We start from the raw sequence: 14,019 nt of genomic DNA, 5'->3' as shown, positions 1-14,019 counted from the left end.
TTGGAACGCTTAGTGTTCCGGTCGATGTGGCAGAAACTCGTATAACTTCGCCGTCTTCAGCGGTTCCTGCCGCCCAATCTCTCGGTTGAACAAGTCCAATAGTTACTGCGAACGAAGTCGTCGCAAAAATTGCGAGTATTATTACAATTGATTTTAGTTGCTTAGTCATTATTTTCTCCTTTTATTTGTTTTTGTTTTTCCATTTCGTTTTTTATCCGCTTGTGAAAATAAGGGCAAACGGTTCGACTATGCTCGCTGACTGTTTTGCCCTTACAGTATAAAACAATTACCTGCTCACGCCAATCCTTGTCGAATATACAAATCTTCTGCCGCTGATGCCTGTTGCCTCAACAAGCACCAGATACGTGCCGTTGGCGACAAAACGTCTTGCTTGGTTTTGCAAATTCCACGAAATTGTTTCATCGCTTCTGTTGTTTGCTTCAAACACAACATTGCCCAATAAGCACGGCATCACGCGCTATAGGCTGCTCGCCATCGCTTATAATTGTTATGGTTGCTCCTTGAGGAACAGTTAAAGTTCCTCGTGTAGCGGCGGCTGAAACTTGCGTTGCTTGCCCGACACCGGTAGAAAATGAAAAAGCACCTATTCTTATTCGTTCCCCGTCAACAGCGGTAAAACTTCTTGTAAGCCAATTTGGGTTATTACTTACTTGTCCGCCGTTGATTATTGCTGCCGCAGCAAGATTATCGCTCAATGCTCGCCCCGCAGTTGCCCTTACAACTCCGCCATTTACCGTAATGGCGGCATTGTTGTTTGTTGAGTTAATCGCCATATCGCCCGACCTGCCTGTTATGCTAACTTCGCCACCCAAAACAGTAATTCTTGTCGTGCCGGTCAAACTTATGGCGTGTCTTGCAGTAGTGTTATCATTTGCCGCACCCGCAGGTCTGCCGGCGTGTCTGATTATCGCGCCCTCGTGAATTTCAAGCGTTCCGCCGCTGTTGCCAAGCGATAGTGCGTCTGACACACTTACGGTAGAAACTCGTGCTTGCCATCTTACCGTTGCACCTGTGCCTATTGTAAGATTAAGTCCCGCAGTTCGAGAAATCGGCTGTTCGCCGTCGCTTATAATTGCAACCGTTGCGCCTGCAGGAACATTTAGCGTTCCCGTAGAGGTCGCAGTTATTCGTATAACTTGACCATCTCCCACCGTAGTCCCCAACCAGTTTATTGTTTCTGAAATTTGTTGAGTGCCGGTTGTTGCAAAAAATTCGCCACTATTATAGAAAATCCCGTTTCTTTCATTATGAATTCCCCACGAAATGTTTGCGTCCGCAGGCAATGAAACCAAACCCGTTCTACTGCCCGGCATAAAAGAGCCACTTTGCGGATAAGCAATAATTAAACCTCCTGTATGAGTAGAAGGCGCTTGACCAAGAACATTATTGTCAAAACCTGGGTTCATAATACTGTTAAAAGCGCCAAATATCGCTGTTCCTTGCGCAATTACCAAGCCGCCGGTAATATGTATGGTTCCTGTTAAAACATCGATAGCCGGACCGGCAGTCGCGCTAACAACTCCACCATTAACTGTGACAGTAGCAGAATTTGTCAAACGAATCGCTGAGCCCGTCCCTATCGAACTGACTTCACCGCCTAAAACTCTAATTGCAGTTGGGCTTGTTGACGGCGCTGTTGCAACAATCCCATGTCCTGCCCCCGAACTAACCTGCCTTATTATCGCGTCATCATGAATCTCAAGCGTTCCAGCGTTAGCCCAAAGCACAGCATTGGTAATAGTCACTGCATTAGCAGTTCCGGAAGTAGAAATTCTTGCTTGCCATCTTACAATTGAACCAGCACCCATTGCAATTTCAAGCGTAGATGACCGCGAAACCGGCGTATCGCCATCACTTATAATAGTTACTGTTACGCCTTCAGGAACCGTTAATCTTCCAGGGTAAAACACACCGCTAACTCGTATGGTTTCGCCATCATTGGCGGTAATGGAGCCCTCGCCCCAATTTCTTTGCGCAAACACAGTTGATACAAAAATTGCGAGCAATATTACAATTAATTTTATTTTGTCAATCATTATTAACCCCCTTTTATTAGGTTGTTGTTTTTTTCTTAATACGAAATGGCAAGCTACAAATTTTAGCCGCCCAAATAATATTTTTAGATTTTTTGATATAGTTTCCGCCACTACGAAAAACAAGTGTTTAGTAGAATTTCGATAGGTTTTTCACTTTTTTTTGCCCATTATTCAGTCAACGGTTTTGTCCCCGAAAAGCTAATGTTAACAGAAAAATAATATTTGGCAAAAAGCGGTGGGGAGGATTTTTGGGGAAAATTTTGCAAAAACAAAATAAAATCGCATTTTACCAATTTAGCTAATGGTTTTTTAATATTTTCACCTTAATAATAAGGAGGAACTATGAAAAAAGTATTATTTGTCTGCCTCGGGAACATTTGCCGCTCACCTGCGGCAGAGGCGATTTTTCGTGATTTGGTCGAAAAGAGCGGGTTGAACGGCGAATTTTCTTGCGACTCTTCGGGGACAAGCAATTTTTCGGGAACGAACAAACCCGCGGATAGTCAGATGATTGCAACTGCTAAAAAGCGCGGGATTACGATTTCGCATATTTCGTGGCGCATTTGTGTTGCGGATTTTGACGAATTTGACTTTATTTTAGGAATGGACGACAGTAATATCGAAAACATAGAAAAAACACGCGGCAGGTATGCGGGAAAAGCGAAAGTTTTAAAAATGGCGCAGTTTTTGCCGAACGGCGCAACGCACGTTCCCGACCCTTATTGCGGCGCTGTTTCGGATTTTGAGAATGTATTGGATTTGCTGGAAGTCGGGTGTGCGAAATTGCTTGAATATTTAAGGAAATAAGAAGGCGGGTAATTTCTATCCGATTTTGAAATTTTTCAATTATTTTTCTTTGGTATTGACAACGTGCGCGAGCAAATATTATATTTGTCCCGATTTTTATGAAAACTTTAAAGAACAAAGGTGTTTTTCAATGACGAAAACCTGTGTAGTTAATGCAAACACAATAGAAAGAAAATGGCTGTTGGTGGATGCGGAAGATGTAGTGCTTGGAAGATTGTCGTCAAAATTGGCGTATCTTCTTATGGGGAAAGGAAAAGTGAATTATTCCCCAAATCAGGACCACGGCGATTATATTGTTGTAATCAACGCGGAAAAAGTGGCTCTTACGGGCAATAAAGAGGAGCAAAAAGGATATTTCCGCCACTCGGGTTATGCGGGTGGAGACAAAGTTCGTCCTTTTAAAGTACAAAGAGAGCTTGACGCTTCGGTAATTATCGAAAAAGCGGTTCACGGAATGCTTCCGAAAAACGCGCGCGGCAAGGCTATTGAAAAGAAAATGTTTGTGTATGCAGGAAATCAACATCCGCACGCGGCGCAAAAACCCGAAAAAATTTCTATTTGAGGAGTGTTTTAGTTGGCAACAAAAGATATTAATTTAGCGACAACAGTCGGAAGAAGAAAATGCGCGGTTGCGAGAGTTTTTCTTCGTAAAGGAAACGGAAAAATCACTGTGAACGGCGTAAGTATCGCCGAGTATTTGAAGAGCGAAACGCTCCTTTTGGATGCAAAAAAACCATTTGCAACATTGGAAAATGTCGGAAATTACGACGTTGTAGTCAATGTTTGCGGCGGAGGTTTGAGCGGACAAGCAGGTGCAATTCGTTTGGGAATTTCAAGAGCGCTTGTTGAAGTGGATGAGCAAAATCGTGCAACGCTCAAAAAAGCAGGGCTTCTTACCCGCGACGCTCGCGAAGTGGAAAGAAAGAAGTACGGACTTGCCGGTGCAAGAAGAAGGTTCCAATTCTCAAAGAGATAATTTTTTATATTTTTATTTACGCACGTCCGCAGGTACGCGAGTACATATATACAGGGTCTGTCGGAAGACAGTATAGCGGACGGAGGTTAAACCCGTAGAAGGAGTTTTTAATGTCGGTTATTAAGTTAGAAGAACTGCTTGAAGCAGGAGCGCATTTCGGGCATCAGACCCAGCGCTGGAACCCAAAAATGGCGCCTTACATTCTTTGTGCGCGCAACGGAATACATTTCATTGACTTGAGCAAAACAATTTCGGCGCTTGATGTATTCATCGAAAAAGTACGCGAAATTACTGCTAAAGGCGGCAAAGTTTTATTTGTCGGAACAAAAAAACAATTGAAGGCATACGTAAAAGAAGAAGCTGAGCGTTGCAATATGCCGTTTGTTACGGAAAGATGGCTCGGCGGAATGCTTACAAACCTTAATACGGTTAAAGAAAGCGTTCGTCGTCTCGAAAAACTGGAAGCGGAAGAGCAAACAGAAAATTTCCAAAAATTGACTAAAAAAGAGCAAAGCCAAAGAATTAAAGAAAAAGAAAAACTAGTTGCGGTTTTGGGCGGTATTCGCGATATGAAACAAAACCCGAAAATCGTTTTTGTAGTAGATACTATTCGCGAGCATTTGGCTGTGGCTGAAGCAAAACGTCTGAAAATTAAGATTGCGGCGATTGCGGACACAAACAGCAACCCCGATTTGATTGACTTTGTAATCCCCGCGAACGATGACGCCATTAAATCGGTAAAGGCAATTACTTCTAAAGTTGTCGATACCATTATTGACGCAACAAAGGACTTGAAAATCATCGCAGAAAAAGAAGCGAAAGACGATAAAAGACCGATAAAGGCGAAGTTCGACAAGGACGAAGAGGAAGAAGAAAAAGGCAAAACGGCTAAAAAAATCAGAAAAAAAGCGGTTTAACAAGTCGGAATTTTTTAACAAATCTCTTTGCCTGATAAGCGAGGAGATTTTGTTTAATTAAAAAAACTAAAAAATCATAACAAAGGAAGAAAAAATGGCAGCAATAACAGCGGGAATGGTAGCGGAATTACGCGAAAAAACAGGTCTTGGAATGATGGACTGCAAAAAAGCGTTGGTAGAAGCAGACGGAGATTTGGGGCTTGCTATCGAAAACTTGAGAAAAAAAGGCGCGGCAACGGCGGCAAAACGTTCGGGCAAAGCGACAAAAGAAGGTAAAGTTGTATCGGTATGCGACGGAAATTTCTCGGCGATAATCGAAATCAACTGCGAAACAGAGCCTGTAGCAAAAGTTGACGCTTTTGTAAATTTGGTGGAAGACGTGAAAACAGCGGTTTTGACAAATAAACCCGCAAATCTTGAAGCGCTTCTGAAAACAAACATTAAAGAGCGCACAATTCACGAAACTACAGTTGAGCTTATTGGTAAAATCGGCGAAAAAATTATTGTGTCGTCGTATTTTGCGCAAACTGCAAGCGGCAACGAATTGAATTTCACTTATGTTCACTCAAATGGAAAAGTCGGCGCGCTTATTAAATTTTCGGCGGACAAAGACCTTTCGGGTAATGCCGACGTAAAACAGCTCGGTATGGACATTGCTATGCAGGCGGCGGCTCAGAAACCTCTTGCGATCGACAAAAACGGAATTTGCGAAAGCGTTATCGCAAAAGAAAAAGAAATTTACATTGAGCAAATTAAAAACGACCCGAAAAACGCAAACAAGCCCGAAAATATTTTGAGCAATATTGCTGAAGGAAAATTGACGAAATTCTTTAAGGAAGCAACGCTTCTTAATCAGGAATTTATCAAAAACGACAAAATTTCTATTCAGCAGTTGATTGACGAAGTTGCGAAAAAAGCGGGCGCAAAAATCGGCGTTTTGACAATGGATATAATCGAACTCGGCGCAAACAGCGTAGAGGAAGAAGAAGAGGAATAAGGCGTAAATGCAGAAGTTCAAAAGAATACTTCTGAAACTCAGCGGAGAAGCGCTTGCCGGCGAAATCGGTTTCGGCGTTTCTCCCGATATTGTTTTGAGCGTTGCGCAAGACATAAAGCAGGTAATTAACGAAGGCACGCAAGCCGCAGTCGTTATTGGCGGCGGCAATATTTTTCGCGGAATGTCGGGCGCGGCGAACGGTTTTTCGAGAACCGCGGGCGATAACGTCGGAATGCTTGCCACCTTGATAAACTCTATTATGCTCGCCGAAACGCTGAAAAAAATTGATGTGGACTCGCGGGTTATGAATGCGTTTGCCGCGGATAAAGTCGCAGAGTTTTTTACTGCCGAAAGCGCAATTCGTCATCTCGAAAAAGGGCGAGTGGTCATAATTTCGGGCGGAACGGGAAATCCGTTTTTCACGACCGATACGGCGGCGGCGCTACGTTGCGCGGAACTTAACTGCGATATTTTATTTAAGGCGACAAAAGTTGACGGCATATACGACAAAGACCCGATGAAATTTAAAGACGCGGTCAAATTCGACGAAATAACGCACAATGAGGCGCTTGCAAAACAGCTTGCCGTAATGGACACGGCGGCATTTGCGCTTTGCTCCGAAAACAACATAGACATTTTGGTCTTTGAATTACTTAAAAAAGGCAATATTCTTCGTGCCGTTAACAGAGAAAAAATCGGCACAATTGTAAAGAAAGGATAGGAATTTATGATTGATACTATTAAAAACGACGCAAGCGAAAAGATGGAAAAATCGATTGAAGCGTTAAAGACGCACTTCAAAAAAATTCGCACGGGACGCGCTTCCGTAGATATGCTTGACGGACTGAAAGTTAGTTATTACGGAACTCCGACGCCGCTTTCACAGGTCGGAAACGTATCTACTCCCGACGCAAAAACAATTGTTATTCAGCCGTGGGAAAAAACGCTTATCGGCGAAATTGAAAAGGCGATTTTGGCTTCAAATCTGGGAATGACCCCGCAAAACGACGGAAATGTCGTTCGCCTCAACGTTCCCGCAATCACCGAAGAGCGCAGAAAAGAACTTGCAAAAGAATGCAAATCGGTTTCGGAAGACATTAAAGTTGCAATAAGAAATATTCGCAAGGACTGCAACGAGCAGGTTAAAAAAGCGGAAAAAGCAAAAGAATTGAGCGAAGATTTGTCAAAAGACGCTCAGGACGCAATTCAAAAAACTACCGATTTATATATAGCAAAAGTTGATGAACTTTTGAGCGTAAAAGAAAAAGAAGTTTTGAACGGTTGATTTTTTATGAATTTTTCCGAACTTAATCTCAGCCCCAATCTTGCAAGCGGGGTTAGCGGCGCAGGTTTTACGACCTGCACCGAGGTTCAAGAACGAGTAATTCCTTTAGCTCTTGCAGGCTACGACGTTTGCGTTCAATCGCAGACGGGTACCGGAAAAACCGCCGCATTTTTACTCTCCCTTTTTGAAATAATGGAAAAAAGCGAATATCGGGAATTTGCGCTTATTATTGTTCCGACGCGGGAACTTGCCGCGCAAATCGAAAAAGAAGCGAAACTTTTGGGCAAGCATTTGCCTTATAATATTGCCTCGATTTACGGCGGAGTCAGCTACAAAGAACAAGAAGCAAATCTGAAAATCGGCACAGAAATACTTATAGGAACGCCGGGACGCCTCATTGATATGCACAATAAAGGAACGCTTAAATTAGACAAATATCATTTTGCGGTGATTGACGAAGCCGACAGAATGTTCGATATGGGATTTTATCAGAGCATTCGCCAAATTTTTAGAGCGCTCCCCAAAAAAGATTGCCGACAAACAATGCTTTTTTCAGCGACAATGAGTTTCAAATGCCAGATTTTGGCGCAGGATTTTATGCGCAATCCTAAAAATATAGCAATAAATCCCGAAGTAATAACCGTTGACAAAATAGAACAAAAACTTTACCACATAGGAAGCGTGGATAAGTTTAAATTGATGCTGGGTATCTTGAAAAAATCGCCCGAAAAGCGCGCAATCGTTTTTTGTAATATGAAGAATTTGTGCGAAGAACTTGCGGCACGGCTAAACATAAACGGCATTACAGCAATGCAACTGACGGGCGATATGGGACAGTTTCACCGCGAAAAAGCGATAGAAGATTTTAAGCGCGGAAACATTTCGGCTTTGGTTGCGACGGACATTGCGGCGCGAGGCATACACGTAGATAATTTGGAAATTGTAATAAATTATGACATTCCTATGGATGCAGAAAATTATATTCATCGAATAGGACGCACGGCGCGCGCAGGAAGAGACGGCATTGCATACACGTTTGCTTGCGAGCATTTTGTAGAATATCTGCCGCCGATTGAAGAACGTATAGAGAAAAAAATACCGTCGATTGTCGCGTGTTCGGAGGACTATTTTGATGATTTAAGTGTCGGTGTTTCGTGGAATTTGAAACCCAAAATGCCGACAAAAACGGGCAGAGGCGGCGCTTCCGACAGAAGAAGACCCGCCAAAGCAAGAATGGAAAAAAATATTCTGAAAGCGCCCGTAAAAACCCAACATAAACGGAGGGCTGTATGAAAAAAATAATTCTTATGCTTTTGATAGTGGCGACTTTTTGCTTACCTGTTTTTTCGTCGTCGGGACCCGTTATAGGACAATCGTCAATTATAACCTTGCAATTTCCTTGGGGTGCGCGGTCGCTTGCTATGGGTGAGACATTTACGGGTATTGCCAACGATGAGCAAGCGCTTTTTTACAATCCTGCAGGACTTGGACTTTCGCCGCTTGCAAAAACTTGGATGCACTACTCGCCATCCGACGAACCGCGATTTATTGCGATTTCGGGCGGAATGAGAAATCAAAGAGACATTTGGGCGTTAAGCGATGTCGGCGGAATTTATCGTTTTAACGGCGTGGACTGGGTTGACCATTTTACGCATATAGTCGATACAAACGATTTTATGTGGGATATTGCCGCAAGATACTCGCTGTTGGAAAGCCGACAAGATATTGACGAAGCAGTCAGAATGCTTAAAGATTTCAACAATATGTTTTCGAGAGAACGCAGAAGAGTTTCAAGAATATTGGCAAGAGAATTATCTCTCAGTCAGGCGGATTCACTCGCAAACTACCTCGCTTTTTTGCCTTCTAATGAGCTATCGCGAATAGGTATAAAAACGCATCTTTTGGAGATTTTCGACAATGACACCGCAGACGAGTTATCCAGTCAAATATTTGAGATATTAAGGCGAGTTGCTTCGTCGCCGCTTTCGGGAATTTTTGAGTTGCGAATTCCATATACAATAGCGTTAAGAGGAAAAATCAACAATATTCAAACCGACGCGACAGGACGGCTTTGGGTTGCAGGCGACGAAGGACTTTGGCGTTTTGACAACGAATGGCGAAAATTCACCACCTTGGACGGCATTCCGAACGACATTGTATTTAATTCGATAACTCCGCTTTTAAGTGGCGACATAGCTCTTGCAACAAGCAACGGAGCATATATCTTTGAAAACGGTATTTTCAGAAAAATCACAGGCGAACACGAACTTTTTGAAGGCGACATATCTTTCGTCCTCAGAATCGACAATAACACATATTTGGGAACAAACAAAGGACTTCTGACAATTACAAACGGCGTAGAAGCGCTTGTGGACAGCACACGCGGACTTGTATCAAATGTAGTTCGGGTAATTGCAACCGACGGCAGACGGCGTATATGGGTTGGCGGCGACGAGGGCGTTGCTATGTTTAACGGATTGGAATGGCAAAGATTCCGTTTTGCAAACAGCCGCGTTTTTGATATCGCGGTCGAACGAGACAACCGTATATGGTTTGCCACCGATAACGGCGCGGTAGAATATTCCGAAAACAGAGACGGTTCGGTAGAATGGAGAGTTCACCACGAGCGAAACAACCTTAATTCCTCGGTAATAAATTCGGCGGTTTTTCACAGAAACGATATTTGGCTTGCTACCGATAACGGCATAAGCAGATTGCAAAGCGGACAAATCAGAGCAACAATGTTTTTTGAACAACTCCTGCCTTCGCTACACTTGGACGATATGTGGCACGCGGCTATTGCGGCGACATTTCCGCTCGGCGAATGGGGAACATTTGGTATAGGTCTTAATATTTTAAATTTTGGCGACATAGAAACGTGGGACCCCAGCGGGGTAGCCGGCAAAGCAGAATCTGCGGGTGAATTTGTAATAGGCTTGAGCTACGGAATGCGGTTGCGACGAGATTTTGCGGCAGGTATAACTTTGAAATATTTCAGAAGCACCCTGCTGAAAGACGAGGCGGAAGCGCAATCTTTTGCTGTTGATGCGGGACTTTTACGGCAGAATTTTTTAACGCGCGATTTAACGCTTGGTTTCTCGCTTTTAAATATGGGACCCGCCGTCCAGTATGCGCAGGACGAGTCTAAAAACCCTATTCCTTTTATAATTCGCGCGGGCGCTTCGTACAAACCAATAAGAAGAGCGACCCATCACCTGCTCGTTGCTATGGATTTACAGCGCGAGTTTGTATATATCAGTGAAAACGGTACACCCGCTCCGTTTTTCAGAGCGATTTATAATGATTTGACCAGAGACGAAGAAAATTGGCGCGACAAATTGTCGAAAATAACATTGCATACGGGGCTTGAGTTCAATTATTTGGATTTTCTTACTCCGCGTTTAGGTTGGATGTACGACAGAGCGGGGCACAGAAGCGAAGTTAATGTCGGTATGGGTTTAAGCGTAAATATGATTGCGGCAGACTTCGGCATAATTTTCACCTTAGGCGAAAACACCGTGAGGCAAAACCAAATGAGATTTTCAATAACTTACGCAAGATAATATTCAGGGAAAAAGATTTTTCGCCCCTAAGATGTAAAATCAACACCAAACAATTCACCAATTTTTTCATCTGAAAAATCACTCGCTTCGCAAAAGCCGAATTGTTTTCCGTTTTTTAGCATAAGTACAAAATCAGCGAATTTTCGGACGGAATAAATATCGTGAAGGATTATAACTGCGACGGTATTTTCTTTTTTGCAAAATTCTTTTACAAGCGACAAAACCTTTGCAGAATTCAACAAATCCAAGTGCGAAATCGGCTCGTCCAAAAGTAAGATTTTCGGTTTTATGACAAGAGATTGCGCTATTTTGGCGATTTGGCGCTCCCCTCCCGAAATTTTGTTCATTGAGCAATCGGCGATTTTTTGCAATCCCGAAATTTCAATTATTTCCTCCATTCGCATTTTCTGTTCTTTTGTGTGGGTCAGTTGAAACTTTGCAAATTGCCGCACAAAGCCAAGTCCGATAAAATCTCTTACCGTTATTGACGAAATATTAAAAAACTGCGGAACGAAAACCGCTCTTTCTTTGTATTTTGTATAAATTTGGTTTAGCAAGGTCGTTTTTCCGCTACCGTTATTTCCGACTACCGCTAAAATTTGTCCTTCCTTTAAGGAAAACGATATATCGAAAATTCCTTTATCGCTTTGGGGATAAGAAAACGAAATATTATTTACTTCAAGCATTGCGCGTCTCTCCCTTGTTAAGCAGATAAATAAACAAACCTCCGCCCAAAATTGCCGTAATCACGCCTGCGGGAAGTTCGCGTGGAATAAAAAGCGTGCGCGCAAACAAATCGGCAACCGTAAGCAAAAGCGCGCCTGTTATAGCTGTAGCAAAAAGCAAAATTCGATTATCTTCGCCGAATATTTTTCGGGCAATGTGGGGTGATAAAAGCCCGACAAAGCCGATTGCTCCGCAAAGCGAAACTGCGCTTGCCGTCAAAATTGCGGCAATTACGAGCAAGAAAACTCGCTCCTTTTTTACCGATATTCCGAGATTTTTCGCATCATCTTCGCCGAATTGCAGAACATTCATTATCATTGTTTTGGCGGATAAAACCGCAAGCGAAAACAAAAACACAACCGCTAAAAAAAGCACTTGTCCCCTATCCGCACCTGCAACGCTTCCAAGTCCCCAATGGATTACCTGTTGCATATCTTTTGACGTGGCGAACGATAAAACCAACATCGAAATTCCCGCGGACATATAGCTTATGGTAATTCCCGTAAGCAAAATTCTGTTTGACGACTGATTAGGCAAAAACGCCGAAAAAAGAAGCAGTGCAGATACCGCAAAAGCGCCGAATATTCCAAAAAAGAAAGCGGAAACGCCGCCAAAAATAACGGAAGCAATTGTAATACCAAGATTTGCGCCGCCCGAAATTCCTAAGGTATATGGCTCCACAAGCGGATTGGCAAAAAGCGATTGAAGCGTAAGCCCCGCCATTGCTAAAACCGCCCCTGCAAGAGCCGCCATTAAAATCCTATAAAAACGGAAATTCCAGAAAACCGCCCAATCTGTTTGCGAAAGATTACCTGCAAAAAAATCAACGGGCGATATTTGATATGCGCCGCAAAAAAGCGACAAAAACATAATTATCAGGGTAATAAAAAACAGGATAACAATTTTCTGATAAACACAAGTGTTTTTACTTCGTTTCATAGCAAATCTTCAAAAACTTCCAAAATTTCGATTGCTTTCTGAAAATCGGCAGGGAAAGGCGCAGTAAGCAAAATTTGCTTTTTTGTGAACGAGTGCTCAAAGCCTATTTGTCTTGCGTGAAGCGCTTGTCGCGAAAAACAATCGTAAACGGATAATGCGAAAAGGCGGTCTTTTTGCTCCAAAGTCTTGATTTTTTCTTTATTGCCGCCGTATTGAGCGTCGCAGATTATCGGAAAACCTTTGTTTGCGCAATGAACGCGAATTTGGTGCGTTCTGCCTGTGTGGAGTTGGAATGCGTTAAAATAAATTCCGTCTTTATAAAGCAGAATTTCGTAGTCGGTGCGCGCTTCTCTGCCGTTATGGTAGTCCACGGCTCTTTTCAGCGGGTCTTTTTTGTCGCGACCTATCGGAAAATCCATTGTACCGCTCATTTCATTAGGAAATTTTCCTATACAAATGCCAAAATATTTTTTATAAATTTCGCGCTCGGCAAATTTTTCAGCTAATTTTTCGTGAGCGTTTTCGCTCTTAGCGGCAATAATTACACCGCTCGTATCTTTATCCAGACGATGCACAAGTTTTGGCGTGTAAATAGGGTCGGCACAGTCGGCGTAATAGTAAAGTCCGTTCAGAAGCGTGCCGTCTTTTTGTCCCCAAGCGGGGTGGACGGTTAAACCTGCGGGTTTGTTTATTGCGATGTAATATTGGTCTTCCCACAGAATATCCAAAGGAAGTTCTTGCGGAATAACCGTTATATTGCGCGGGTTTTCTTCCAGAATTTTTTCTTCGTCGATTAAAATTTCATCGTTTTCGCGAAGCATATAACTTTTTTTCTCTTTTTTGCCGTTTACAAGCACGTGTCCTCGGGCAAGCCCGTCCTGAATTTTGTTTCTCGAAAGATGTTCAAATTGCCGCCAAACGAACATATCAAGACGTTCGCCCGCAAATTCAAAAGATATTACCTGTGGTTGTTTTTCAGACAATTTTGTTTACCTTTTACGTTGATTTATTTTTGCAGTTAAATTTCGCGGTAAAAATACATTATGCCATAAATAAAAACGAGCAGATTTTTATATCTGCTCGTTTTATCGGAAACATTAAAGTTAAATTAACGATTCACGCCGATTCTCGACGAATAGGTGTATCTTCTTCCGCTGATACCTGTTGCTTCAACCACAATCAAATATGTGCCATTGGCGACGTATCTGCCTGATGGGTTGGTCAAATTCCAGACGATGGCGTTTTGTAGGGGCGGGGTTTGCCCGCCCAAATCGCCGTTCGTTCTGTTTTCAGGGCGGGCAAACCCCGCCCCTACGCCATCTGTCGTGAACACAACATTCCCCAAATTATCCAATATCGCCAAATTCACCGTTGCGGGTTCGGGGGTGATTACCGAAATTCTTGCCACGTCGGAAACAATTGTGCTCTCCAACAAAATACCAAATCTGCTGTCTGTTTGGTGGCGATTGCGGATAAAAGTGCCGTCGTCGCTTACTATTAAAAATAGTCCTTCGTCGTCGAAGGTTATGTCGTATCTGTCGCTTTGGGTGGGAATAAATGTTAGGGCGTATGTTCCTGCGGGGAGAGTTCTGTTGAGAACTTCAGGGGTGTTTATATTATACCAATGAGCAAGTCGGGCAACGGCAATCTCGGAAACGGTATCAGATAAGTTTACGCCGTATCCCAGAACTATGTCGTTATCGACTGCCCATCTCAACAAATCCCACGACATTATTGTAAACGCCGTCCATT

Annotated in this window: 15 protein-coding genes; 9 read left to right on the top strand and 6 right to left on the bottom strand. The window is 43.0% G+C overall.

The window, feature by feature from the left end; genetic code table 11:
- Positions 1 to 286 precede the first annotated feature (286 nt).
- On the bottom strand, positions 287 to 448 hold the full coding sequence (locus FWE23_10270; GenBank protein ID MCL2845813.1) for a hypothetical protein: 162 nt from the start codon (positions 446 to 448) through the stop codon (positions 287 to 289).
- Positions 441 to 2,057 (bottom strand): hypothetical protein, encoded by a 1,617-nt coding sequence (locus tag FWE23_10265; GenBank protein ID MCL2845812.1) that lies wholly within the window; start codon positions 2,055 to 2,057, stop codon positions 441 to 443. Before FWE23_10265 ends, FWE23_10270 begins: the two co-directional genes overlap by 8 nt.
- 342 nt (positions 2,058 to 2,399) lie before the next feature.
- Between FWE23_10265 and FWE23_10260 the strand changes: the two genes are divergently transcribed.
- From FWE23_10260 to FWE23_10220, 9 genes are all read left to right on the top strand, one after another.
- A complete protein-coding gene (locus tag FWE23_10260; protein ID MCL2845811.1) occupies positions 2,400 to 2,864 on the top strand; it encodes a low molecular weight phosphotyrosine protein phosphatase in 465 nt (154 codons plus the stop codon).
- A 130-nt stretch (positions 2,865 to 2,994) separates the two neighbouring features.
- On the top strand, positions 2,995 to 3,426 hold the full coding sequence (rplM, locus tag FWE23_10255) for a 50S ribosomal protein L13 (GenBank protein MCL2845810.1): 432 nt from the start codon (positions 2,995 to 2,997) through the stop codon (positions 3,424 to 3,426).
- 27 nt (positions 3,427 to 3,453) lie between these two features.
- The gene (gene rpsI / locus FWE23_10250; protein ID MCL2845809.1) at positions 3,454 to 3,840 is read left to right on the top strand and encodes a 30S ribosomal protein S9; all 387 of its coding nucleotides are present in this window, start codon (positions 3,454 to 3,456) and stop codon (positions 3,838 to 3,840) included.
- A gap of 110 nt (positions 3,841 to 3,950) precedes the next feature.
- Positions 3,951 to 4,757, top strand: coding sequence for a 30S ribosomal protein S2 (rpsB, locus tag FWE23_10245; GenBank protein MCL2845808.1), 807 nt, complete (start codon positions 3,951 to 3,953; stop codon positions 4,755 to 4,757).
- Positions 4,758 to 4,851: 94 nt separating this feature from the next.
- Positions 4,852 to 5,754 (top strand): translation elongation factor Ts, encoded by a 903-nt coding sequence (gene tsf / locus FWE23_10240; protein MCL2845807.1) that lies wholly within the window; start codon positions 4,852 to 4,854, stop codon positions 5,752 to 5,754.
- A 7-nt stretch (positions 5,755 to 5,761) separates the two neighbouring features.
- On the top strand, positions 5,762 to 6,475 hold the full coding sequence (gene pyrH / locus FWE23_10235) for a UMP kinase (GenBank protein ID MCL2845806.1): 714 nt from the start codon (positions 5,762 to 5,764) through the stop codon (positions 6,473 to 6,475).
- Between the two features lie 6 nt (positions 6,476 to 6,481).
- Positions 6,482 to 7,039 (top strand): ribosome recycling factor, encoded by a 558-nt coding sequence (gene frr, locus FWE23_10230; protein ID MCL2845805.1) that lies wholly within the window; start codon positions 6,482 to 6,484, stop codon positions 7,037 to 7,039.
- A 6-nt stretch (positions 7,040 to 7,045) separates the two neighbouring features.
- Positions 7,046 to 8,332 carry a DEAD/DEAH box helicase gene (locus tag FWE23_10225; protein ID MCL2845804.1) on the top strand — a complete coding sequence of 429 codons (1,287 nt, stop codon included), beginning with the start codon at positions 7,046 to 7,048 and terminating at the stop codon, positions 8,330 to 8,332.
- A complete protein-coding gene (locus tag FWE23_10220; protein ID MCL2845803.1) occupies positions 8,329 to 10,602 on the top strand; it encodes a PorV/PorQ family protein in 2,274 nt (757 codons plus the stop codon). Before FWE23_10225 ends, FWE23_10220 begins: the two co-directional genes overlap by 4 nt.
- Positions 10,603 to 10,628: 26 nt before the next feature.
- Here FWE23_10220 and FWE23_10215 read toward each other — a convergent pair whose 3' ends face one another.
- The 4 genes from FWE23_10215 to FWE23_10200 all read right to left on the bottom strand — a co-directional run.
- A complete protein-coding gene (locus FWE23_10215) occupies positions 10,629 to 11,288 on the bottom strand; it encodes an ABC transporter ATP-binding protein (GenBank protein MCL2845802.1) in 660 nt (219 codons plus the stop codon).
- Entirely contained in the window at positions 11,281 to 12,267 is a 987-nt protein-coding gene (locus FWE23_10210) for an iron ABC transporter permease (GenBank protein ID MCL2845801.1), read from the bottom strand. Before FWE23_10210 ends, FWE23_10215 begins: the two co-directional genes overlap by 8 nt.
- Positions 12,264 to 13,250, bottom strand: a complete 987-nt coding sequence (locus tag FWE23_10205; protein MCL2845800.1) for an RluA family pseudouridine synthase — start codon at positions 13,248 to 13,250, stop codon at positions 12,264 to 12,266. Before FWE23_10205 ends, FWE23_10210 begins: the two co-directional genes overlap by 4 nt.
- 125 nt (positions 13,251 to 13,375) lie before the next feature.
- Positions 13,376 to 14,019: hypothetical protein (locus FWE23_10200; protein MCL2845799.1), on the bottom strand; the 644-nt coding region annotated here is incomplete at its 5' end.

The sequence above is a fragment of the Chitinivibrionia bacterium genome (genome assembly GCA_009779925.1).
Classification (GTDB): Bacteria; Fibrobacterota; Chitinivibrionia; order Chitinivibrionales; family Chitinivibrionaceae; genus WRFX01.
This window is presented reverse-complemented; position numbering and strand designations above follow the sequence as displayed.